The 22,165-nt window shown below is 60.5% G+C and carries 18 protein-coding genes; 4 read left to right on the top strand and 14 right to left on the bottom strand.

Features of this window, described 5'->3' with window-relative positions:
- Positions 1–19 precede the first annotated feature (19 nt).
- Both ACREB4_RS14130 and ACREB4_RS14125 read left to right on the top strand, forming a co-directional pair.
- Positions 20–1,039 (top strand): acyltransferase family protein, encoded by a 1,020-nt coding sequence (locus ACREB4_RS14130; RefSeq protein WP_431588866.1) that lies wholly within the window; start codon positions 20–22, stop codon positions 1,037–1,039.
- A complete protein-coding gene (locus tag ACREB4_RS14125; RefSeq protein WP_431588865.1) occupies positions 1,036–2,130 on the top strand; it encodes an acyltransferase family protein in 1,095 nt (364 codons plus the stop codon). The genes ACREB4_RS14130 and ACREB4_RS14125 overlap by 4 nt, the downstream gene beginning before the upstream one ends.
- Positions 2,131–2,142: 12 nt before the next feature.
- On the opposite strand, the gene ACREB4_RS14120 is transcribed toward ACREB4_RS14125, so the two are convergent.
- Positions 2,143–3,339, bottom strand: a complete 1,197-nt coding sequence (locus ACREB4_RS14120; protein WP_431588864.1) for an acyltransferase family protein — start codon at positions 3,337–3,339, stop codon at positions 2,143–2,145.
- A gap of 568 nt (positions 3,340–3,907) precedes the next feature.
- Between ACREB4_RS14120 and ACREB4_RS14115 the strand changes: the two genes are divergently transcribed.
- Positions 3,908–5,785, top strand: a complete 1,878-nt coding sequence (locus tag ACREB4_RS14115) for a cellulase family glycosylhydrolase (RefSeq protein WP_431588863.1) — start codon at positions 3,908–3,910, stop codon at positions 5,783–5,785.
- Here ACREB4_RS14115 and ACREB4_RS14110 read toward each other — a convergent pair.
- From ACREB4_RS14110 to rfbB, 13 genes are all read right to left on the bottom strand, one after another.
- Complete coding sequence (locus ACREB4_RS14110; RefSeq protein WP_431588862.1) at positions 5,769–7,208, bottom strand: hypothetical protein; 1,440 nt, start codon at positions 7,206–7,208, stop codon at positions 5,769–5,771. The genes ACREB4_RS14115 and ACREB4_RS14110 overlap by 17 nt on opposite strands.
- Before the next feature lie 6 nt (positions 7,209–7,214).
- Positions 7,215–8,615 (bottom strand): hypothetical protein, encoded by a 1,401-nt coding sequence (locus tag ACREB4_RS14105; protein ID WP_431588861.1) that lies wholly within the window; start codon positions 8,613–8,615, stop codon positions 7,215–7,217.
- 24 nt (positions 8,616–8,639) lie between these two features.
- A complete protein-coding gene (locus tag ACREB4_RS14100; RefSeq protein WP_431588860.1) occupies positions 8,640–9,506 on the bottom strand; it encodes a polysaccharide biosynthesis tyrosine autokinase in 867 nt (288 codons plus the stop codon).
- Between the two features lie 26 nt (positions 9,507–9,532).
- Complete coding sequence (epsF, locus tag ACREB4_RS14095) at positions 9,533–10,948, bottom strand: chain length determinant protein EpsF (protein WP_431588859.1); 1,416 nt, start codon at positions 10,946–10,948, stop codon at positions 9,533–9,535.
- Positions 10,949–11,175: 227 nt separating this feature from the next.
- Positions 11,176–12,825, bottom strand: a complete 1,650-nt coding sequence (locus ACREB4_RS14090; RefSeq protein ID WP_431588858.1) for a galactose oxidase early set domain-containing protein — start codon at positions 12,823–12,825, stop codon at positions 11,176–11,178.
- Positions 12,826–12,873: 48 nt separating this feature from the next.
- Positions 12,874–13,611, bottom strand: a complete 738-nt coding sequence (locus ACREB4_RS14085) for an SDR family oxidoreductase (protein ID WP_431588857.1) — start codon at positions 13,609–13,611, stop codon at positions 12,874–12,876.
- On the bottom strand, positions 13,608–14,951 hold the full coding sequence (locus tag ACREB4_RS14080) for an FAD-binding oxidoreductase (RefSeq protein WP_431588856.1): 1,344 nt from the start codon (positions 14,949–14,951) through the stop codon (positions 13,608–13,610). The genes ACREB4_RS14085 and ACREB4_RS14080 overlap by 4 nt, the downstream gene beginning before the upstream one ends.
- A 12-nt stretch (positions 14,952–14,963) precedes the next feature.
- Positions 14,964–16,391, bottom strand: coding sequence for a UbiA family prenyltransferase (locus ACREB4_RS14075; protein WP_431588855.1), 1,428 nt, complete (start codon positions 16,389–16,391; stop codon positions 14,964–14,966).
- A 16-nt stretch (positions 16,392–16,407) separates the two neighbouring features.
- Positions 16,408–17,382 carry a lysylphosphatidylglycerol synthase transmembrane domain-containing protein gene (locus tag ACREB4_RS14070; RefSeq protein ID WP_431588854.1) on the bottom strand — a complete coding sequence of 325 codons (975 nt, stop codon included), beginning with the start codon at positions 17,380–17,382 and terminating at the stop codon, positions 16,408–16,410.
- Between the two features lie 30 nt (positions 17,383–17,412).
- Positions 17,413–17,976: a dTDP-4-dehydrorhamnose 3,5-epimerase gene (rfbC, locus tag ACREB4_RS14065; protein WP_431588853.1), complete on the bottom strand. Its 564-nt coding sequence runs from the start codon at positions 17,974–17,976 to the stop codon at positions 17,413–17,415.
- 2 nt (positions 17,977–17,978) lie between these two features.
- Entirely contained in the window at positions 17,979–18,869 is an 891-nt protein-coding gene (gene rfbA / locus ACREB4_RS14060; RefSeq protein WP_431588852.1) for a glucose-1-phosphate thymidylyltransferase RfbA, read from the bottom strand.
- Positions 18,870–18,877: 8 nt separating this feature from the next.
- Positions 18,878–19,798 (bottom strand): dTDP-4-dehydrorhamnose reductase, encoded by a 921-nt coding sequence (gene rfbD / locus ACREB4_RS14055; protein ID WP_431588851.1) that lies wholly within the window; start codon positions 19,796–19,798, stop codon positions 18,878–18,880.
- Positions 19,799–19,803: 5 nt separating this feature from the next.
- Positions 19,804–20,886 carry a dTDP-glucose 4,6-dehydratase gene (gene rfbB, locus ACREB4_RS14050; protein WP_431588850.1) on the bottom strand — a complete coding sequence of 361 codons (1,083 nt, stop codon included), beginning with the start codon at positions 20,884–20,886 and terminating at the stop codon, positions 19,804–19,806.
- A gap of 180 nt (positions 20,887–21,066) precedes the next feature.
- Between rfbB and ACREB4_RS14045 the strand changes: the two genes are divergently transcribed.
- Positions 21,067–22,158: a sugar phosphate nucleotidyltransferase gene (locus ACREB4_RS14045; protein WP_431588884.1), complete on the top strand. Its 1,092-nt coding sequence runs from the start codon at positions 21,067–21,069 to the stop codon at positions 22,156–22,158.
- The last annotated feature ends 7 nt before the right edge of the window (positions 22,159–22,165 follow it).

Genomic DNA, 22,165 nt, shown 5'->3' with positions numbered 1-22,165 from the left:
AGGATGTTCAGTATCACCCATGATCATCGGCATCCATTATTTGCGCGCGATTGCGGCCTTGATGGTTGTGTTTCACCATACCCTGAAATACACCAACATCAAGGAATCCTCATCCTTCGGCGCCTCCGGGGTTGACATTTTCTTTGTCATCAGCGGTTTTGTCATGGCCTGGACCACCCGGGACATCGACCCTCGGTCCAACCGGTTTGACAGTGCCAAAACTTTTTTGCGCCACCGGTTCATCAGGGTTGTGCCTTTGTATTGGATTGCCTTGCTCTGGAATATCAAAGCCGATGTGATCAAGCACTCGGTACCAGAGGGAGCGTGGCTGGATTTTGCATTCATCCCCAGGTTCAATGCTTTGCAAGAGGGCGGCATATTTCCATTGCTCGTCCCGGGATGGACCATCAACTACGAAATGTTTTTCTACGCGATCTTCGCGTTCAGCATTTTCTTTGGCAAGTGGAGAATGGCGGCCTTGTTCAGTGCAATGCTGGCATTCATTTGCTTGGGTCATCTGGTGCAACCGACTTCGGCACCCGCTATTTTTTATTCAGACCCGATCATTTTGGAGTTCTTGTATGGGGCCGCGCTTTGCATGTTCGTTAAGAAATACGGTTTTCCTCAATACAGCCACTGGGCTTGGGCCGGCGTGATCGTGGGATTCCTGGCCTTGTTCATAGCCACTCAACATGGCCATGCTGTTTCAAGAGGCCTGACGGCGGGCCCTTGCGCTGTTTTGATCATCTTCTCCAGCATGTCGGCATTTCGGCAAAGTCAAATTCCGATCTTCAATCTGCTGGCGAATGCCTCATTTTCAATTTATCTTTCCCATTCATTCACTTTCAAAGTCTCAGGCCACCTTTTTGACGCGGTTTTCCCCGATCAACAAGGCATTGCCATCGACTTGGCAGAAATCATTTTCAGAATGATGGTGGCCGCCTTGATCGGCGTCCTTGCCCACTGGTACATTGAAAAACCCATCATCAGGTTTTTGCAGCCCAAGCATCCGTCAACAAGCATTAATTCAAGAACATGAAGTTATCAGCACTTGCTCACGGAAAAGACAATAATTTCAACCTGATTCGCATTTCAGCTGCGTTGGCGGTATTGGTGACCCACAGTTTTGTTCTGGTCACAGGTGACCCGGCCATCGAGCCGATGCGAAAATTGATTGGAATGTCGATCGGAGACATTGCCGTCGATATCTTTTTCATCGCCAGTGGCTTCCTGGTGAGCGCCAGTTTGTTCAAACGCGGAAACTTGGTTGAATTTTTCATCAGCAGAATTCTTAGAATATTTCCAGCCCTGTGGGTCATGCTGGCCTTGACCTGCTTTGGCATGGCAGCCTTTTTCACGACGTTGCCGCTGGCCGACTTCTACCGCGCGCACGATACCTGGGCGTACTTGGCCAAGTGTGGAACATTGCTGGGAGGGGTCCTGTTCAATCTGCCAGGCGTGTTCGAAGAAAACCCCTATCCCAACACCGTCAATGGATCCCTCTGGTCCATGCCGTTCGAAGTTCGGATGTACGTCGGCCTCGCCTTCATTTGGCTGGCCACCAAGCTGGTGGCGGGCACGAATGAAAAAAACCTGAGACGCGTCGTTGTCACTGTTTTCATCGCTGCAGCGGCATTGCTGGCTTACAAGCACCACCAGGAATCGACCGGAAAACTCGCGAAACTGTTGTTCATGTTCAGTTGCGGCAGCGCTTTCTTTGTTTTGCGCGATTCAATCTCCATGAACTGGAGAAACTTCAGCTTATTGTCCATCGCGCTGATTCTATCCAGCATGCACAAGCCCGCGTTTTTTTACATGTACTGCGCAAGCATTGGTTATATTTTGTTTTTTCTGGCCTATGTTCCAGGAGGGTTCATTCGACATTACAACCAAATAGGAGATTATTCCTATGGGCTGTACATCTACGCATTTCCAATACAGCAATCAATCGCCGCGCTGGTTCCAGGCATTTCAATTGGCGCAATGATTTTCACCTCCGGAGTGGTGACATTGGTTCTGGCCATGCTGTCCTGGCATTTGCTGGAAAAACGTGCACTGGAATGGCGTCACGGCATCACCAAGTTCATACAGCATCGAATTGGCGGAAAGCATCGACCATCTTCGCTGTGATGCTTGGATGAATCAGGCCATGCGCCGCACCGGACTGGTTTTATCTGCCAGAAAACGCCCCAACTTTTGGGATGGTTTTTCAACTACAGGATAAGCCACGGCCGCCACCGCGATGGACGACAAAATCCCCACAAAAACGGCAGTCATCACATCGGCACCTTGGCTGATCCAGGCAACCATGAGAAATATCACCAGGGGATGGAATAAATATAGACTGTAGGAAACCTTTCCAAGCCATTGCAAGGAGGGGCGCAAAAGCCAATTCTTCAGTTTTGTGCTTCCGATGGCCATGATGATGAAAACTGAAATGCCCGGCAACATGAGCCAATGGGTCAACAACATCGGAAACTCGGAAAAGCTGCCGCCGAAATTTCTGATTTGCGGCGGATAAGTGTAGCTGATCATGGCCAGCACCAATGCCGCGAGTTTCAGGCCGAAGGGCTGTTGATGATACCAATGAACGATGGCGTCGAGGTTCATGGCGATGACAGCACCCACGACAAAGAAAAGTGTGTAATGCCCTGTCGCCAGCCAGTTGGCCAGGTCAATGTACCCAGTTTTTTTGGCTGCATAATGCAAAAGCACACAAGTAACACTCAGCACACCATAAAGCAGCAAGGATTGCCTGGCGCTCCATTTCAGCAGCGTCATGTAGACCAATGGGAATATCAAGGATATTCTCATTTCATAGACCAAAGTCCATGCCACGAAGTTGTAATGAGGCTCAAAGGCCCCCAATAGCAAAACATGGTCAAGAATGTCGCCCATGTTCAAAGGGTGTCCAGTCACACCTTTGACCCAGCCCGAAATATGCTCGCCTGAAGCCCAACCAATGGTTGAAATGAACAGCACGGCCAAGGCAATGGATACCATGTAAGGGGGCCAAATGCGCGCAATTCTTTTGACCGCATAACTGGCGTAGCCATCACGGCTGCTCTGCAGCATCTTGGTCAGGGCAAAACCAGACAAGACAAAGAAAAGCAATACCGCTGGAAGTCCGATGATGAGACCGCCCAACGGCGACCACATGAATGACGACACTGCCACGTTCAAAGCAGGCATGCTGACGGTGGGATCGGACCAGATCACCGACGTGTAATGTGAAACCACCACCGCGAGCGCCGCTATTCCACGAATGGCGTCAAGCTGATGGAAACGAGACGCCTTTTCGGGGCGTGAAGCCGCAGTGTGAAGGGGGGTCGCTGTCATACCGCCATCATTTTTCAAAATACAAATTCATTATCACATGCCAGTTTTCTAAATATCGATTTTCAAACTCAGACACCACTGACTTCTTGCTGCACCACAGCATTCTACCCAAGGCAAAGAACTAAAGCCGCATACCGAATATCAATAGGACTTACCCTTGCGATAATTTGTAACTTGAACTTACAAATTTACGGGGCACCAAAGCGGGGCTTTTGCAAGTTTTTCCTAGAGCGTGTCATTTTTACTTGTGCAATTGGTCACATGCAAGGAGCGCTCCGATCGCCTGCTACCATATGTATATCGTTACAGCTTCGTGGGCGTGGCTGTCCCCCTCTTTATAAGATGAAGACTCTGATCAATTTGATCCTTGTCTAGCCTGATTTCGGGTGGTTTGTTGGGTTGCCATATGAAGCTGTCGTTGAGTAGTTGTGCTGTTTTTTCGTTGATTCTCGTTTTGCAAGGTTGCGGCGGCGGCGGCGGTTCTGATACCACCACCGGCGGCTCTGGCTCAACGGTGGTGCCTCCTGCCACGGTGCCTGCGACGCCTACCCCTGTTCCCACGGCTCCCGTGACAACTGCGGTTGAAGGCACGGCCTATCTGGCCGCTGTTTCCACCGCAGCAACACAGCAGCAGGCCCTGGGCACCTCGCTGGAAACCTTCGACACTTCCGGTGGCAGCCTGGGCGGTTCAGCCCTGGGCTGGATTTTCGAACTGGGCAACGAATTTCCTGGCGCCCGCGGCGGCCTGACGCTTACAGGTGGCGAGAACGGCATGGGCGCCAGCATGCTGACCGACCTGAACTGCGGCGGCACCACCATTCAGTTGGCCGTCACCGGTGGCTGCGGCAAATACGTGGCCATGACGCGCCGCCTGGGTTCCCTGTATTCCACGGCCACCCCTGAAACCGCCATGCTGGCCATCAGCGTCCAAGCCACGCACCCATTGGTGAGCACCGGCTTGCGGGTGGTTGACAGCACCGGACAGTCGCTCCAGTACTCCTTCGTGCCACGTACCCTTGAAACCAGCGCAGGCGCGACCTGGGCGAAGATCATGGTGCCACTGGGCTCTTCCACCAGCCACTGGGGTGGTGTCAACGATGGCAAACTTTATGGCGGCATCACTGGGTTCTCCGTGACCGCGAGCACACCCGTGATGGCCGCGCCCGCTGCCAGCGTGAAGGTGGACAACGTCCGCCTGCTGGACTCTGGCGCCACCACTTACGCCCTGTCGAGGCAAGCTGCCTTGCTGAAAGACGGCGTGTTGCCTTCGACCAACGGTCGCCTGGCGGTGGCCACCCACTTCTACCAAACCTCCGATGGCGAGCTCAGCCATGCAGCCCAGATCGGCATCTCGGTGGTCCGCATGGACCTGTTCTGGAAGCTCATCGAAATCGGCGGGCGCTTTGATTTCAGCAACTACGACGCCATCTTGAAGCGACTGGCCAAGCAAGGGCAGTCCGCCTTGTTCATCCTGGACTACGGCCACCCGGATCACGGTGGTGGCTCGCCCCTGAACCCGGCGGACCGCGCGGCCTTCGTGGAGTTTGCGCGCCAAGCCACGCTGTTCGCCAAGGGCCGCAATGTGGTGGGCTTTGAAGTTTGGAATGAGCCGGACAACAGCAACTTCTGGACGCAAGGCGACCCCAACACCTACGCCCAATTGCTGACGGCGACCCGCGAAGTCATCAAAACCACTGACAGCACCCGCAAGGTTGTCAATGGCGGCCCATCCTGGGTGAACCTGCCCTACATCCTTCGCCTGGCGAAAACGGGCGAGCTGAAGAACCTCGATGGGTTTGCCATCCACCCTTATCGCCCCTGGGGGCCTGAAAGCTTCGCACCAGAAGTGGCCCAGATCAAGGCCATCCTGTCATCGCAAGGCGTCGCCAACCCATCCATCTGGGTCACTGAATGGGGTTACTCGTCGTTTGGCGCCTTCGATGCCGCGGTGTACGGCAATGGCCTGGATCCCAGGGCCCGCGCTCGCCAGGCCGTGTTGGTGCTCCGCAAGGTGCTGACCGAAACCGCGCTGAACCTCCCCATGAGCACGCTGTATGAACTGTCCGACTCGGGCATCGACGGCGACCACAATGAGCACAACTATGGCCTGCTGACCAAGACTGGCGAGCCCAAACCCGCCTACACGGCACTGAAGACCCTGTACAGCTTCACCAAGACCCGCAACTACGTGGGCCTGGTGAAGGATGTGCCGGCCAATGTGCACGCCATGCGCTGGGATGGCACGGATGACTCGGTGTTCGCGGTTTGGGTCGACTCTGCCAATGTGCCGCTGAAACTGGTGCTGCCCAAGGCTGCCACCGTCACATCCTTGACCGGCGCCAATGTGACCACCTCGGCCACGGGCAACTCGGCCACCTCTCAGGTGACGGTGACCGAAGCCGGCGGCCCGATCTTCATCCGCTTCCCGATCACGACAACGCAGTGACCTGACGGCGGTTCTGGAACCGCCCATCACCGCTGCTACCAACATCCTCATTAGAGGAACGTGCCGTGCCAAGCGATTGCGTTTGGTACGGCACCACCGCAGCGGCGGCCAGGATGTAGAACATCACCCCCAGGTCGTAGTTCGATGCCGAGATGCAGGCCGCCACCAAGTTGGCCAGCACCGCATGCCGAGCGGCCAACACCACGCTGGCATCCAGGTCAGGCAACGCCGAGCGGCCCTTGCCCATCAGCACCGACCAGGTGAAGAGGGCAAAAAACACCGTGCCGACCCAACCCAGGTTGGACAACAGGACCAGCGCAAAGCTCGAGGCCCGGTTGGTGCCCAAACCTGTGCCCAGGCCGAAAGAATCCACGAAGTTGTCCAGGGCCCGGGCGTTCATGCTGAACCGGGTGATGCCGGATTCGGACGTGATCTTCTTGCCGATGACCACATTGAAGTAGTCGGTCACCGCGTCCATGGCGGAGGGCACGAACAACAGCACCGCCATGCCGCCAATGACGCCCAGCACGGCCAGCCAGATGTAGAGGCTGTATTTGCCCATGTCGCCATGCCGCATGAAGTACCAAATGGCAAAGGCGAAGGCCATGGCGAAGCAGACCCCCAACCCCACGTAAGCGGTGCCCGAGGTGGAGATCATCAGCAGCGTCAGGTTGAGCACCGTCAGAACGGCGGCCCACCGGGTGTAGACCTTGTTGATCCACAAGGTGTGCGTGAACGCCAGCAGGGTGAGCGTGAACTGCGAAAAAGCAGAAGTTTCGGGGAAGGTGCCGGTGATGCGCATGAGGCCGGCCACCTCACCGCCCAACAAGTTGTAGGTGGCGTTCTTCAGGTAAGGCAGGACGGGTGGCATGCCCAGGTGGTATTGCGCCAGATCAAGGAGCGCCGCCACCACGTTCAAGCCCGCCAGCCACAAAATGGCCTTGGCAAGCAACTGGCGCGAACCCACTTTCTGCAAGGTCACGCTCATGGCCACGAAGGCAAACAGCCCCAGTGCCGCGTACATGCCCTGGGTGGCATTCAAAGACACCGGCCCGATGGGGAACAGACCACTCAGGCCCGAGTCACGGTCGGTGGAATACACCATGAACTGCCCACGGAAGAACCTGGGCAACAGCACGGCGGAAGCCGCTCCCCAGATGGTCACCAACAGCAGCCAGAAACCCGGCTTGAGGAAACCCATGGGCTTGAGCACGCCGAGGATGCCTTCGTTGCGCAAGGCCCGCCAGGCCACGAAGAGCTGCACCATCACGGCCGGCGTGATGTTGGCGCCGCCCAGCGCCGTGGCATAAGCCGCCGCAGTGGCGCCGAACAAGGTGGCGATGATGGCGAGGTACACCATGCCATTGGCGGAAACCGTCAACGCCAGCAGCAGCACCAGGATGCCGTATATCGATGGGACCATATGCTTTTATTGAACGAGGTCGTCAGACCACTTGGGGGTGTCGTTGCCGTCGAGGGTGAGGTAGATGGGCTCGGGGCCCACGGTCACGCTCTTGGCTTTGGGGTCGTCGATGTCGATCTCGGCCCCTTGCAGGTTGACGGCCTTCTTGATGGACCAGGCACCTTTCACCTTGAAGGTCCGAGCCTTGTTGTCCGAGCTCCAGAGCACGACCTTACGGACGCCGGCACCCTTGAACAGATAGGCCTGCACGCCCTGGGTGGGCCGGCCCAGACCGCCGAGCTGCTGGCCAAAGCTCAGATCACCCAATTCGGCCACCATCGTTTTGTACGCCCCGAACGCCGGACGCTTGCGGCCATCATTGGTGACCAAGCCCATGGGGCCATCGACCGTGTCCTGAGCACTGAACCAGCACAGCACCTCGACGCCAGCCGCCACCGAGGAAATGAAGGAGCGGGGCAGGAAAGCCGCGAGCATGTCTTCGGTCACCGGGCCATCGGGGGTTTTCTCGCCAACCGACCAGCCCCACTCGGTGATCCAGATCTCGGGGCGCTTGCCCATTTTCTTGAGCCCCTGGTCGCGGAGGCGGCGGACGGCCGAATTGAAGGAGCGGTCACGGTCCACCAGCTGGAAAGGCAAGGCCCAATCGGTTTTCTCGTAAGCCGCCGACACCTCGGGACCCACCGCGTTGTGCCCCGAGTAGGGGTGGATGCCGAAGCCATCGAGGGCCTTGGGCAAACCGGCTTCCATGAACCAGTAATGGGCCACCCAGACATCTTCGCAATCGATGATCTTCACGCTGGGGTCCACGGCCTTGACCTGCTCGACCACCTCCGTGACCATCTTGACGTAATGCTTGACCCAGGGTGACGGGGGCTTGCCGTTCCATTGCCCGCCAACCATCTTGGCGATCACGAAGTTGTGGGGCTCGTTCCAGACTTCGAGCACGAAGTTCACGCCCGATTGCTTCAGCACCTTGGCCATGTGGACCGCGTAGCGGCCAAAGGCCTCCGGGTTGATGGGGGCCAGCGGGTCGTCCTTGGTGGCCGGGTAAGCCTTGCCATTGGCATAGGCCAGCATGAAGACCACGCTGATCTTGTGTTCGCGGTAGTACGCAAGGCGCTGTTTGAACGCGGCCGGCAGTTCGCTGTACTGCCCGGCCTTGGGCTCCATGTCGGCCCACATCACGGTGTCGCGCACCCAGCGCAGCCCCAGTTCGCCCAGCAGCGGCAACTGGCTCATGGGCTGCCCCTGAGAGAACTTCACGACCAGGCCGAGCGAGTCGCGGAATGGGCGCCCCTCCGCGCTGCCCTGGGCCTGTGCCGCTGGCGCGAACAGCGTGCACCATGCCATCAACGCCACCAGGAGGGCGAAGACACCAAGACGGCGGGGCTGGTGCTTGAACATCATGGCTCGACCGTCCCCGTCGTCACGTCAGGCGCGGTAATCGTTGAGCAGCACACCCGCGAAAACGTCGCAGGTTTTCTTGAGGCTGTCGCACAGGGTCTTCAAAGGCGTGACCTGGGTCACGCCACTGCGGCCGACCACCAGCGCTGCGCCGCACTTGGCAGCGATCACGCGGGCATCCGCACCGTGGGCCGCCGCGGGCGTGTCCACGATCACGTAGTCGAACTTCGGCAACACGCTTTCGATGAGGTGTTCGAAGGCCTGCCCCTGGATCAGCTCCAGGGGATTGGGCGGGATCACGCCCACGGGCAGCAAGTAGAGGTTGGGCAGCGAGTCGATGGGCTTGCGCACATTGACTTCGGCGCGACCCGACAGGACATTGCTGAGGCCGGCCGTGGAGGCATCGCCCCCGAACAAGGTGTGCAAGCGAGGGGTTCGCATGTCGGCATCGATCAGCAGCGTGCGGCCCGCCAGCTGGCTGAACGCCACCGCGAGGTTGGCGCTGAAGAAGGATTTGCCATCACCGACATCGGGGCTGCACACCGCCAGGGCCAACTTGTTCTCGCGCTTGGCATTGAAGACCGAACCCAGCAGCTGGGCACGAACGTCGCGGAAGAACTCGGCCGTGGCATCGAAAGGGTCGGTCGCCACGACCAGCTCGGCGGACACGCTCTCCAGGGTGCGGCCCTGGTAGGGGTACTTGAATTGCTGCGACAAGGCCCAGAGCACGTCTTCGTGTTTGGCCAGGCCCAAGGCCACGGCGGCCTCGCCGAACTTGACCCCTTTTTCCTTCTGGTAGCGAACGATTTGTTCGACCTGCGAGGCATCAAGGCTGTTGATGCGCGAAATGATGTCGCCAATGCTTGGATCGGTTGTTTCGCTCGAAGATGACATGGTGGTTTTGGGGGCTATAGGTTTAATTATTTGCCAGTGGCCGGCAGTCGGAGCATGGCCGTGGACGGCAGCTTGGGCGCGAACTGGATCGGCAGCGCGCGCGAAGCCTTGGGCTTGGCACTGGGCATGTGCCCGATCAGGTCGGCGTTGACCAGATCCGCCAGATCCTGGTCACCACGGATGCGGCGATGCTTGAGCTCGATCATGAGCACCAGGCCGATGCCGAGGAACAGGCCCACGAAAATGGCTTGCAAGGTGTAGAGGAGAGGCCGTGGCGAGGAGTGCCCGGTCGGCGGCGTGGCCACCTTGAGGATCGACACATTGGTCTGGTTGCTTTGACCTTCGAGGCTGGTTTGGCTGATGCGGGCCTGGATGGAGTCGAAGGCGCGTTGGGCGCTCTCGACGTCCTTGACCATCAGCTGGGCTTCGTCGCGGATGGCCTTGAGCTTGAGAACCTTGCTGCGTTGGGCTTCCAGCGCGGCACGGGCCTGCGCTTCGCGTTGCTGGCTGATCTGCAGACCGACGTTGGACGACAGGCCCACATTGCCCGATTCGGCCTGGATGCGGGCCTTCAACTCGGCAATGCCGGCGCGCAGTTCGGTGATCTGGGGGTGGCCTTCACCCAGGCGGGAGCTGGCTTCCTGGAGACGCGCTTCCTGCCGCGCCAGATCGCCCTTGAGCGCCATGATCACGCCATTGCCCATGCTGTCGGGGCTGTTGATGCCGGCACGGGCCCGGCGGCTTTCAGCGTCGGCGGTCTGGGCCTGCAGGCCGACCACCTGGGCGGACAGCTCGCCCAGCCGGGCGGTTTCAACGTCCAGGCGTTCGTCGGTGGCGACGATGCCCTTGTCCTGCTGGTAGGCGGACAACTTGCGTTGGGACTCGTCCAGCTTTTCGCGGGCCTGCTTGAGCTGGGTCTGGAACATGGTGCCGAACTGGCGGGCCGGTTCGACGCGCAATTCCAGGCTGGTCTCGATGTAGTTGTTGATGAAGGCGTTGGCCAGGGTGGAGGCGAAGGCCGGGTCGGCGCCCGTGTAGCTGACGTTGATGACGTTCGAGTCGCGTGTGGGCTTGACCTCCAGGCCATCGGCCAGCAGCGCGACGATCCAGTTCTCGAAGATGCCCTCGCCGTTGGTGGACTCGCGCCAGCGCGCGCGCAGGTCACCGTTCTCGGTCATGCGCAGGGCACGGACCACCTTGAGGCCCACCCGCTCGCTGCGGATGATGTCCATCTGGGTGGACAGGTAGTTGCCCGTGGTGACGGCCATGGTGCCGTTGATGGGGTCGGGCGAGCGGGAATCGATCAGCACCGACCCCGTCGCAGTGTATTTCTTGGGCAGGGCAAAGCCGGCGGTGAGGGCGATGCTGACGAGCACGGCCAGTACCCCCGCCAGGATCATCCAGCGGGCTCGCAAAATTGAAAGAAACTGGGAAAATTTCATCGAGGGACCTTGGTCAGTTACTTCAGATTCGAGCCATCAAAGGGCATTGCACAGACTGTTGTAGATTTTGAGTCTACAAGGATTCGCAGAATGAACCGGACGAGCGCGGTGGAATCGTGTGACCACACCGCAACGTGCCGGACCTGCTCAACAGACTGGGCAAGCGACTTTTAGTTCAACAAATTTGAGCTCATGAGCAAGGTCCTTGCACGGACCGTGCCTGGGTCCTAACTGGTCAGGCCAGTGGCTTCCAGTTTGATGATCTTGGCAATGCTGGGCACGCCGTCCTGGTCGAAGGCGAACAGGAAGTAATAGCCGGGAGGCGCCACTTTCGAATCATCCGGCGCCGTCACGGCGTAATCCGATTCGCCCGATTTCTTGAATTTCAGGTCCAGAAAGCGCTGGTCAAAAACCTGCACGTGGGTGGAAGAGCCGAGTTTCACCAGCGTCATCCGGGAAACCTTGCCAGGCACGTCGACCTTGAATTGATGGCCCCAACTCGCGAAATTGGGCGCGTTGCGAATCACCGGACGCGGCGCTAGGTCACCGCTGCCGTCCTTCTTGAAAAGGTAAGGCGGATGGTAGATTTCCGCGTTCAGCTGATTTTCCGCCAAAGGATGCGCCGCACCACCACCCCCGGTGAAAACGGTGGCGTCGGGCAGCAACAAACTCGTGGAGTGGTAAAGCCGGTCTTTTTGAGCCGCCGCCGCCATCACCAGCGATTCGGTGCGCGGATCCCAAATCATCGCAACCCGGTTGGCCAATATGTGATGCTTTTCACTGTTATTGCGCAAACCACCGCCATTGATGAAAACGCTGCCGTCGGCCATCACCGTGGCAGACGCGTAATGACGGGCCATGCCGAACCATTGCAGCTTGGTGGCCACGGGTTGCTCGCCGTTGATGTCCACCTTGTAGGTGATGCCCTTGTTGCGCAAGGACAGGATCTTGCCTGGGGCGTACATCAGCGAGGGCACGTCGGGGTGCGCGTCCGGCAGACGCAGGTTCAGTTTCTGGACGTGGCCCTGACCTTCCAGGTTCAAAGAGAATGTATCGCCCGTGCCGGAAATGATCACCATGTCGCCCCGCTTGGATTGCCAGGCGCGTGGGTAATCCCAATTTTCGGAACCATAGGCTTCATCGCTGGTGGCGCCGTTCAATACCATCCAGCCTTTTCCGGGGCTGAATATTTCGGGCACCGGCGCAAAGTGGGTGGGGTCCAGGCGGCCGCCCAATACCACCACGTCGCCATTTGAAAGCGTGGCCACCGTGGGATACCAGCGTGGGCTGGCCATCGTTTTACCCGTCGAGGTGATTTGGTTGTTGGCGTAGCTGAAAGTATTCACATCGGCCGACGACCAGTTTCGACGGCCATTGACGGTGCGATCGCCCCCCACCAGCAAAACCGATTGGTCAGCGGGCAGGATGATTTGGCCGCTGCAAAACAAATCGGTGCCGGTTTTGTTCGGCAAAGTCAGGTGAGATTCAGGGCCGACGCCTTTTTGAGGATCCCAGACGTCGTAGATTTCCATGCCGCTTTGGCGGCCTTTGGCATCAGAGCCATAGCTCATCAAACGGCCATCCGGCAGGGTCAAAACCTGCAAAGGCACCAAAGGCCAGTTGATGACCGGGCCGAATTTGCCGCGCACATGGTATTGATCGGGCGCAACGGGCATCAACCTGATGTACCACCAGGCAACGCACGCCGCGATGCCCAATACCAGCAACGCCATCAGCGACAAAAACAAGCCACGCAACTTCATGATTCGGGAGACACCTGTCGAACGCTTGGATAAACCTGTAACAATTACCGGTCCAACCGTGGTTGCAAGGATAAGACAGATGTGTTTCGAAAGGTAGCCCTTTCCCCCTGGCAACCCCGCTCAATCGTGGGGGGTAGGCCCCCAAAACCCCCTCTAAGACGGTTACAACTTGAGTTTCACGAACACGAATTCGGGGATGGTCTTGATGATCAGCATGATCAGCCGCCAAAAACCGGGGGTGTAGACAATGCGCCGGCCTTGGTCGATGGCCTGGCTGATGTCGCGGGCGACCTGCTCGGGTTTGGCCCACAAGGGCCCCTTGGGCAGGTGAGCGGTCATGGGCGTGTCGACGAAGCCTGGCTTGACCGTGATCACGCGGACCCCTTTTTTGGCCAGGCGCTGGCGCAGCCCCGAGGTGAAGGCGGAGACCAAGGCCTTGGCGCCGCCATAGACGTAATTGCTCTGCCGCCCACGGTCGCCCGCCACAGAAGAAATCACGGCAATGGCGCCACGGCCTTGTTGCTCCAGCTGATTCGCCACCAGCGTCAGCAAGGCCACGACCGACAAGCCGTTGGTGCCGATCTCGGCCAAGGCGTAAGCCACGTCATGCTGGGCACGCTCCTGGTCGGTCAAGGTGCCGTGGGCGATCAGGACGGTGTCCAACCCCCCCAGGGTCTGGGTGGCGTCGGCCAGCAAGGCGGCATGCTGGCCGTGCTGGTTGGCATCGAACACCCGCGTGCCCACTTTGGTCGCGCCACGGGTCGCCAGGTCGGCGGCCAGGGATTGCAATTGCGCCGCGTTGCGGGCCGCCAGGAAAAGGTGGTCGCCTTGCTGGGCCCAGAGGCGGGCACAGGCTTCGGCCATGGCCGAGGTGGCCCCGACGATCAGGATCTTTTTCATGTGGACTCCGTGACCCGCCGCCAGAAACCTGACGAGAAACGCGGATCGACATGGTGCGAAAAGGCCTGCCACCGTGGGTGGCCGGATTTGAAGATGGCGGCGCCCATGCGGCCGTCCTTGGCCGGGTAGAGCCGCCCCCCGGCGTTCTGGACAATGGTGTCCAGCCGGGCGAACAGCCGGTGCAAAGCCTCGCCCTGGTTGGGAAAGTCGAGCGCCAACGTCGTCCCTGGCATGGGAAAGGACAGCATGCCCCGGGAAGGCGGCGCGCCAAACTGCTTGAGCACGGCCAGGAAGGAGCCCATGCCGCTGTCCACGATGGTCTGCAGCAATTGGCGGGTGGCGGGCAGGGCCTGGTCGGGCGGCACCACGCACTGGTACTGGTAGAAGCCTTTGGGCCCGTAAATGCGGTTCCACTCCAGCAAGGCATCGAGCGGGTAGAAAAAGGGGCGGTAGTGCTGCAGGGCCTGAACCCGGTCGCCCACCTGGCGGTTGTAATAAGCCAGGTTGAAGGCCTTGAGCGACAGCTTGTTGATGAGGGACACGGGCGGTGTGAACGGCACGCGCCGGTGGCTGTCGTCCACCGGATTGGGCAAGCCCGAGGCGAGCAAGCCGGGGTTCATCACCGCGGGCGCGTGGTTGGCACGGTTGAACAGCCCGCGCCCCAGTCGCTTGCCCGCGAAGGCGCAATCGATCCACGACACCGTGTATTCATGGTCCGCTTCCGAGGCCTGGCTCAGCTCGAAGAACTCTTCCAGGCTGCGAAAGCGGATGCTTTCCGTCTGCAAATAGGGATTGGCGATCCGGCGCAACTGGATCTGCGCCCAGGTGATCATGCCGGTCAGGCCCAGGCCGCCCACGGTGGCGGCAAACCAGTCGGCCTCGGCCGTGGGTGAACACAGGCGCCGGGAACCATCGGAGCGCAGCAATTCAAACTGCGTGACGTGGTTGCCGAACGAGCCGACCAGGTGGTGATTCTTGCCATGGACATCGTTGGCAATGGCGCCACCGACGGTCACGAACTGCGTGCCCGGCGTGACCGGCAGAAACCAGCCCTGGGGCACGACCAGGCGCAAGATTTCCGACAAGAGCACCCCAGCTTCACAGGTCAGCAGGCCCGTGGCCTGGTCAAAGGCGATGAACCGGTCCAGTTGACGCCCCAGCACCAAGGCCCCGCCCGGGTTCAGGTTGCTGTCTCCGTAGCTGCGGCCATTGCCATGCGGCAAGACGGTACTGGCCACCTCCGCTGGCAGCGGCAAGGGCGCATGCCGGCTGGGCATGCCCAGCACCTGTTGATCGGGCTGGAAGACCCTGCCCCACGAGGTGAATGCCTGGCTTGCCATGCCCTGCCGTCGTCAGATGGCGAAGAACAGGACAGCCGCCGCGGCCAGGCCGGTGAGCAGGCTGATCCGGTCTTTCAAGGCGAAGACAAGGGGGTCGTCGTGCATGTGCCCGCGGTGGGTCTGCATCCACACGCGGCTGACCCAGTACAGCATGATCGGGCACAGCATCCATACCACCTTGGGGTGTTGGTACAGCACCGAGATGTCAGGTGAATTGACGTACAGGGCCAGCACCAGGATGCTGATGTAACCCGAAGAGCCGCCCAGGCTTTGAAGCAAGGCCAGGTCTTCCACCTGGTAACCCCGCCCACTGGCCTTGAGCTGCCCTTGCTTGCGCATGGCGTGCAGTTCGGCATAGCGCTTGACGATGGCCAGGCTGAGGAAGATGAAGATGGCGAACAACAGCAGCCAGAACGACAGTGGGATGTCAGTGGCCGCCGCACCCGCCACGATGCGCACCGTGTACAGGCCCGCCAGGGTCAGCACATCGATCATGACCAGGCGCTTGAGGCCGAAGGAATAGGCCAGGGTGACCAGGTAGTAGGCCCCCAGCACCGCCAGGAACTTGAGCGGCAAGGTCAAGGCCAGCGCCAGCGAGACCAGCAGCAAGGCGGGCGCGGCCAGCAAGCCGAACAGCAGGCTCAAGGTGCCCGCCGCGAAGGGCCGCTTGCACTTGCGGGGATGCTGGCGGTCGGCTTCCAGGTCGAGCATGTCGTTGAGCAGGTAGACCGAGGAAGCGCACAGGCTGAACGAGGCGAACGCCACCAGCCCTGCCACCAAGGTAGGCGCATCCGCCAGGCGATGCGCGGCCGCCAGGGGCACGAAGATGAGCGCGTTCTTGGCCCACTGGTGCACGCGCAGGGCCTTCAAGGCGACCCGGATGCCCGACTTCGGCGGCTGGAAAACAGCATCGACCTGGGTGCAGGCACGGGCGCTGGCTTCCAGGCCCTTGGAGCCATTGACCACGATGGCCGCGCGCGCGTGCTTCCACACCTTGAGGTCCACACGGTGGTTGCCGCAGTAGTCGAAGCCGCGCTCGCCAAAACGATCCACCAGTTGCCGGGCTTTGTTGTCGCCCGACAAATTGGTTTGACCATCGCTGGCCAACACCCCGTCGAACAGACCCACGTGGTCGGCCACGGCCTGGGCCAGGCGCTGGTCTGAGGCGGTGCACAGCCAGATCGGGCGCCCAAGGTCTTTCTGCACCTTGAGCCAGGCCACGAAGGCTTCCGAGTAAGGCAAGGCCGCGCCATTGAGCTTCACCCGGCTGGCGATCTCGGCCTTCAACCTGGCTTTGCCACCCAGCAGCCACAAAGGCACCAGGAACAGGAACAAGGGGTTCAGTTTGATGAGCGACAGGAAGGACTCGAACAGCAGGTCGCTGTGGATGAGCGTGCCATCCAGGTCCACACACAACGGGGTCGATTGGTCTTTGGTCATGGACTTCTTTGAATTTTCACCGCTGGCCCCGCAAAGCCCACACGCAGCACCAACCGATGAGCACGGCCAGCCACAGCGTCAGAAGACGGCACACCAGCGTCAGCAGGATGGCCTCGGGCAACTGGTAACCGTGGGCATACAGCAGGCTGGCCATGACGGCTTCGGTGCTGCCCAGGCCGCCGGGCAGGAAGGACAGTGCACCCACGATGATGGCGATGGCATAGATGCCCATGGCCGAGGAAAGTGACAAGGGGGCGGTCGAGATGACATCGCCCACGAGCTTGAGACCGATGGCTTCCGCGCCCCAGGCCACCAGGCCCAGCGACAAGCCCATGACCAAAATGCCGGGCTTGAGGAACAGGCGGGCGCTGCCCAACATGGCCACCGCCGACTGCGCCACGTTGAACAGGCGGCTGCCCGCCCGCGGATGACCAGCCATGGACTCGGCCACCTTGGGCCAGGGCACCAGCGCCAGGGTCGCCATCAAGCCGACCACCAGGCCCACCGCCACCCACAGCGCCTGCCGGTAGGCCTGAAGCTCGGCCAGGACCGCCACGGCCAGCAGGATCATGGCCAGCAGGTCAAGCAGGCGTTCCACAAAAAAACCGGCCATCAGACCGGAGACGGGGATGCCCAGCGGCTGGTAGTAGCGGGCCCGCACCATCTCGCCCAGCTTGCCTGGTGACAAGGTGAAGGCAAAGCCGGACATGAAGGTCAGGGACACGAAGCGCCAAGGCAGCGAATGGCCCAGCCGGCTCAAATACAGTTGCCAGCGCACCACGCGCAAGGCGTAATTCAGCAAGGACAAGGCCGCGGCCATGACGATGGCCGGCCAACCGGCGACCAATGGCGCAAGGCTGATCTTGGACAGATCATGGTGGAATCCGACCACGCACCAGATGGCAAAGCCCGCAATCAGCCCGTAGGTCAGGAGATTTCGCCACAAGCTGCCAGAGGAGCTTGCGGGAGGACGTGGCACGGAAGACAGCATGCTGGGAATTATGCCCAGCACCATGCCCCGCTAAAAATAATCTGCATCCTTCAAACGCGGGGCCTGCACATCCTTGGGCGCCATGTTGGGTTGCAAACCGCCCAAAGGCCACTCGATGCCGATGTCCGGGTCGTTCCACACAATGGCCCGCTCGCAGTCCTTGGCGTAGACGTCGGTGGTCTTGTAGAGGAAGTGGGTGTCGTCGGTCAAAGCGACAAAACCATGGGCAAAACCCTCGGGCACCCAGAGCTGCCGGTTGTTTTCTGGAGAGAGCTCAACGCCCACCCACTGCCCGAAGGTGGGCGAAGCACGGCGGATGTCGACTGCGACGTCGAACGCCGCGCCCTGCACCACGCGTACCAGCTTGCCCTGCGCACTGGGATTCAACTGGTAATGCAGCCCGCGCAGCACGCCCTTCTTGCTGCACGAATGGTTGTCCTGCACGAAAGGCCTGGGGGCCGGCAGACCCAATTTGGCCAGCTCGGCCGTGAAGCGGTGCTGGTTGAAGCTTTCCATGAACCAGCCACGGTCGTCGCCGAACACGGCGGGCTCGACGATGACGACATCGGGAATGCGGGTCTGGATCAGCTTCATGCTCAGAACACCTGTTCGTTGATGACCTTGAGCAAGTACTGGCCGTAGCCATTCTTGAGCATGGGCTGGGCCAGCTTGCTGACCTGCTCGGCACTGATCCAGCCGGCGCGGAAGGCGATTTCCTCGGGACAAGCCACTTTCAGGCCCTGGCGCTTTTCAAGCGTGGCGATGAACTGGCTGGCTTCCAGCAGGCTGTCGTGCGTGCCGGTGTCCAGCCAGGCATAGCCCCGGCCCATGATCTGCACATTGAGCTGGCCTTGCTTCAGGTACATCGCGTTGACGTCGGTGATCTCGAGCTCGCCACGCGGGCTGGGCTTGATCTCGGCGGCGATGTCGCAGACCTGGTTGTCGTAGAAATACAGACCGGTGACGGCGTAGTTGCTCTTGGGGGCCTTGGGCTTTTCTTCGATGCTGAGGGCGCGCTTGCTGGCGTCGAAATCGACCACGCCATAACGCTCGGGGTCGTGCACGTGGTACGCGAACACGCTGGCGCCGGATGGCTGAGCAGCCGCGTCCATCAGCAGGCCTTGCAGGTCATGGCCGTAGTAGATGTTGTCGCCCAGGACCAGGGCACTGGGATTGTTGCCGACGAAGTCGCGTCCCAGGATGAAGGCCTGCGCCAGGCCATCGGGGCTGGGCTGCACGCAATAGCTGAGGTTCACGCCCCACTGGCTGCCATCGCCCAGCAGCGACTGGAAGCGCGGCGTGTCTTGCGGGGTGCTGATGATGAGGATGTCTCGGATGCCCGCCAGCAGCAAGGTGCTGAGGGGGTAATAGATCATCGGCTTGTCGTAGACCGGCAGCAATTGCTTGCTGATGGCCAGGGTGGCTGGGTGCAAACGTGTGCCCGAGCCGCCGGCCAGGATGATGCCTTTGCGTGTCGCGTTGGTCATGATGACGGTCATTTTCCGGTGATTTCAGTGAGCATGCGCTGAACACCCGGCTGCCAATGGGGCAAGGTCAGGCCCAAGGCCTGCTGCAGCTTGGTGGTGTCGAGGCGCGAATTGAGAGGGCGTTGCGCCGGCGTGGGGTAGGAAGCGGTGCCCGTGGCCTGGATGGCCTCTGGCGCGACCTTGATGGCTTGCCCGTTGGCCCGAGCCCATTCGATGACGAATCGGGCGTAGTCGAACCAGCTGGTTTCGCCCTGCGCCACCAAGTGGTACAGGCCGCTGAGTTCGGGGTGGCTGGATTGGCGGAAGGTGCGGATGGCGTGGGCCGTGACATCGGCCAGCAGGTCGGCCCCGGTGGGCGCGCCGATCTGGTCGTCGATGACCTTGAGCTGGTCACGTTCGGCGGCCAGGCGCAGCATGGTCTTGGCGAAGTTGCCACCCCGCGCCGCATAGACCCAGCTGGTGCGGAAGATGAAGTGAGCACAGCCGCTTTGCTGGATCAGTTGCTCGCCTTCCAGCTTCGTGCGGCCATACACGCTGAGCGGGGCGGTGGGACTGCCTTCAGTGCGGGCGCTGTCGCCGCTGCCATCGAAGACGTAGTCGGTGCTGTAGTGGACAAGCAAGGCGCCCAGCTTGGCGGCCTCCAGTGCGATCAGGCCTGGTGCGGTGGCGTTGATGGCGCGGGCCAGCTCGGGCTCGCTTTCGGCCTTGTCGACCGCCGTGTGGGCGGCCGCATTGACGATGACGTCGGGCTTGACCGCCTGCACGATGGCCGCGACCTGATCAGGCTGGCTGAAATCGGCCTTGAGGTGCGGCGCGGCCTCCGGGCCGGCGGAATCGAAGTCAAGGGCGATGACCTGCCCCAATGGCGCCAGGGAACGCTGCAACTCCCAGCCGACCTGCCCACCCTTGCCCAGCAAAAGGATCTTCATGGTGTTCAGGCCGTGCGGCTTTGGTAGTTGGTGTTCAGCCATTCACGGTAGGCGCCGGAACGGACCGAGTCAATCCACTCGGTGTTGTCCAGGAACCATTGAACGGTCTTGTCGATGCCCGAGGTGAAGGTCTCGGCGGGCTGCCAACCGATTTCACGTTCGATCTTGCTGGGATCGATGGCATAGCGGCGATCGTGTCCGGGACGGTCGGTGACGTAGGTGATCTGGTCTTCGTAGCGACCGCTGGCCTTGGGGCGCAGCGCATCCAGCTTGCGGCAGATCGTGGTGACCACGTCGATGTTCTTGACCTCGTTCTTGCCACCGACGTTGTAGGTTTCACCCAGCCGGCCTTTTTCAAGGACCTGGCAGATGGCCTCGCAGTGGTCGCGCACGAACAGCCAGTCGCGCACGTTCAGGCCATCGCCGTAAACCGGCAACGGCTTGCCATCGAGCGCGTTGAGGATCATCAGCGGAATGAGTTTTTCCGGGAAGTGATAAGGCCCGTAGTTATTACTGCAATTCGTGGTCAGTGTCGGAAAACCGTACGTGTGGTGGTAGGCCCGAACCAGGTGATCGCTGCCCGCCTTGCTGGCCGAATAGGGGCTGTTCGGCGCGTAGGCGGTGGTCTCGCTGAACGCAGGATCGGTGTCGCTGAGCGAGCCGTAGACCTCGTCGGTGGACACGTGCAGAAAGCGGAAGGCGGCTTTCTCGGCGGCGGGCATGGCGCCCCAGTAGGCGCGGGTCTCTTCGAGCAGGCTGAACGTGCCCACCATGTTGGTGTGGATGAACTCGCCAGGGCCGTGGATGGAACGGTCGACGTGGCTCTCGGCCGCGAAATGCAGGATGGCCCGAGGACGGTGGGTGTCCAGTGCCTGGCGCACGGCATCGCGGTCGGCGATGTCGCCCTGGACCAGGATGGCGCGCCCCGCATCGAGGTGCGCCTGGATCGTGATGGGGTTGCCGGCGTAGGTGAGCTTGTCGAACACCAGGACGGGTTCCTGGGGCTGCCCCAGCCTGGCTTGCCGCTCAAACCAGTGGTGCACGAAATTGCCACCGATGAAACCGGCTCCGCCTGTGATTAAGATCATGTGAACAGCCCAAAAGTTCTTGGTCAAAGTTGTTGGAATTATGCCCAGGCTACCTCTGTTTGAAGGCCCTACATCTGGGGGGTGCGGCGAATTTCATGCACCGCATTGGTCCACTTGTTGCATGATGCTACCCCATCTCAACATGGATCGACTGGCACGAGCAGCAGCATGGCAAAAGCAATGATTTTGGCCGCAGGGCAAGGAACACGAGTACGCCCGCTGACGAAGCAAACTCCCAAGCCCATGGTGCCCATCCTGGGCAAGCCTGTTCTGGAATACATCATCGAACACCTTGCACGCTACGGCATCAAGGAGATCATGGTGAACGTGGCCTTCAACCACTGGAAGATCGAAAACTACTTCGGCGACGGCCACCGGTGGGGCGTCGAGATCGGCTATTCCTATGAAGGCGTGCGCGAACACGGCGAGATCGTTCCCAAGCCCCTGGGTTCGGCCGGCGGCATGCGCAACATCCAGGACTTCAGCGGCTTCTTCGACGACACCACCATCGTGATGTGCGGCGATGCCATCATCGACCTGGACATCAGCGCCGCCCTGTTCGAGCACAAGGTGAAAAAAGCCATGGCCAGCGTGGTGGCCCTGGAAGTGCCCAAGGACCAGGTCAAGAACTACGGCATCGTGGTGACCGATGGCCAGAACCGCGTGACCTCGTTTCAGGAAAAGCCCAGCCCCGAAGAAGCCAAGTCCAACCTGGCCAGCACCGGCATCTACATTTTCGAGCCCGCCATCCTGGAGATGGTGCCGCAAGGCGTGGAATTCGACATCGGCAGCCAGCTGTTCCCGCTGCTGGCCGAACGCGGTCTGCCCTTCTTCGCCCAAAGCCGCCATTTCAACTGGATCGACATTGGCCGGGTGAGCGACTACTGGTCGGTGTGCCAGCGCGTTTTGCGTGGCGAAATCGCCCAGATGGACATGCCTGGCACCGAGGTGCGTCCCGGCGTGTGGGTGGGCCTGAACACCAAGATCGACTGGGACACCGTCAAGATCGAGGGGCCGGTGTACATCGGTTCCGGCTCGTGCATCGAGGCAGGCGTCACCATCCAAGGCCCGACGTGGATCGGCCATGGTTGCCGGCTGCGCAAGGACAGCACCGTGGTGCGCAGCGTGCTGTTCGAATACACGCGGTTGAGCGAAGGCGCCACGTTCCACGAAGTGGTGGCCTCGCCGCAGTACAGCGTCGACCGCCATGGCAACACCACCTACCAGGGTGATGAGTCCACGACGCTGCGCTGGGGCGACGCGCGTGCCTGACACCGCC

The sequence above is a fragment of the Aquabacterium sp. genome, from assembly GCF_050725395.1.
In the GTDB taxonomy this organism is placed as follows: domain Bacteria; phylum Pseudomonadota; class Gammaproteobacteria; order Burkholderiales; family Burkholderiaceae_C; genus Aquabacterium.
The sequence above is the reverse complement of the archived record's forward strand: the minus strand, read 5'-3'. Positions and strand labels throughout refer to the sequence as shown.

What these genes read in the sequence shown, in the direction of transcription:
- ACREB4_RS14130 (WP_431588866.1), top strand. Translation starts at nt 20, where the DNA reads ATGATCATCGGCATCCATTATTTGCGCGCGATTGCGGCCTTGATGGTT.
- ACREB4_RS14125 (WP_431588865.1), top strand. Translation starts at nt 1,036, where the DNA reads ATGAAGTTATCAGCACTTGCTCACGGAAAAGACAATAATTTCAACCTG.
- ACREB4_RS14120 (WP_431588864.1), bottom strand. Translation starts at nt 3,339, where the DNA reads ATGACAGCGACCCCCCTTCACACTGCGGCTTCACGCCCCGAAAAGGCG.
- ACREB4_RS14110 (WP_431588862.1), bottom strand. Translation starts at nt 7,208, where the DNA reads ATGGTCCCATCGATATACGGCATCCTGGTGCTGCTGCTGGCGTTGACG.
- ACREB4_RS14105 (WP_431588861.1), bottom strand. Translation starts at nt 8,615, where the DNA reads ATGATGTTCAAGCACCAGCCCCGCCGTCTTGGTGTCTTCGCCCTCCTG.
- ACREB4_RS14100 (WP_431588860.1), bottom strand. Translation starts at nt 9,506, where the DNA reads ATGTCATCTTCGAGCGAAACAACCGATCCAAGCATTGGCGACATCATT.
- epsF (WP_431588859.1), bottom strand. Translation starts at nt 10,948, where the DNA reads ATGAAATTTTCCCAGTTTCTTTCAATTTTGCGAGCCCGCTGGATGATC.
- ACREB4_RS14085 (WP_431588857.1), bottom strand. Translation starts at nt 13,611, where the DNA reads ATGAAAAAGATCCTGATCGTCGGGGCCACCTCGGCCATGGCCGAAGCC.
- ACREB4_RS14080 (WP_431588856.1), bottom strand. Translation starts at nt 14,951, where the DNA reads ATGGCAAGCCAGGCATTCACCTCGTGGGGCAGGGTCTTCCAGCCCGAT.
- ACREB4_RS14075 (WP_431588855.1), bottom strand. Translation starts at nt 16,391, where the DNA reads ATGACCAAAGACCAATCGACCCCGTTGTGTGTGGACCTGGATGGCACG.
- ACREB4_RS14070 (WP_431588854.1), bottom strand. Translation starts at nt 17,382, where the DNA reads ATGCTGTCTTCCGTGCCACGTCCTCCCGCAAGCTCCTCTGGCAGCTTG.
- rfbC (WP_431588853.1), bottom strand. Translation starts at nt 17,976, where the DNA reads ATGAAGCTGATCCAGACCCGCATTCCCGATGTCGTCATCGTCGAGCCC.
- rfbA (WP_431588852.1), bottom strand. Translation starts at nt 18,869, where the DNA reads ATGACCAACGCGACACGCAAAGGCATCATCCTGGCCGGCGGCTCGGGC.
- rfbD (WP_431588851.1), bottom strand. Translation starts at nt 19,798, where the DNA reads ATGAAGATCCTTTTGCTGGGCAAGGGTGGGCAGGTCGGCTGGGAGTTG.
- rfbB (WP_431588850.1), bottom strand. Translation starts at nt 20,886, where the DNA reads ATGATCTTAATCACAGGCGGAGCCGGTTTCATCGGTGGCAATTTCGTG.
- ACREB4_RS14045 (WP_431588884.1), top strand. Translation starts at nt 21,067, where the DNA reads ATGATTTTGGCCGCAGGGCAAGGAACACGAGTACGCCCGCTGACGAAG.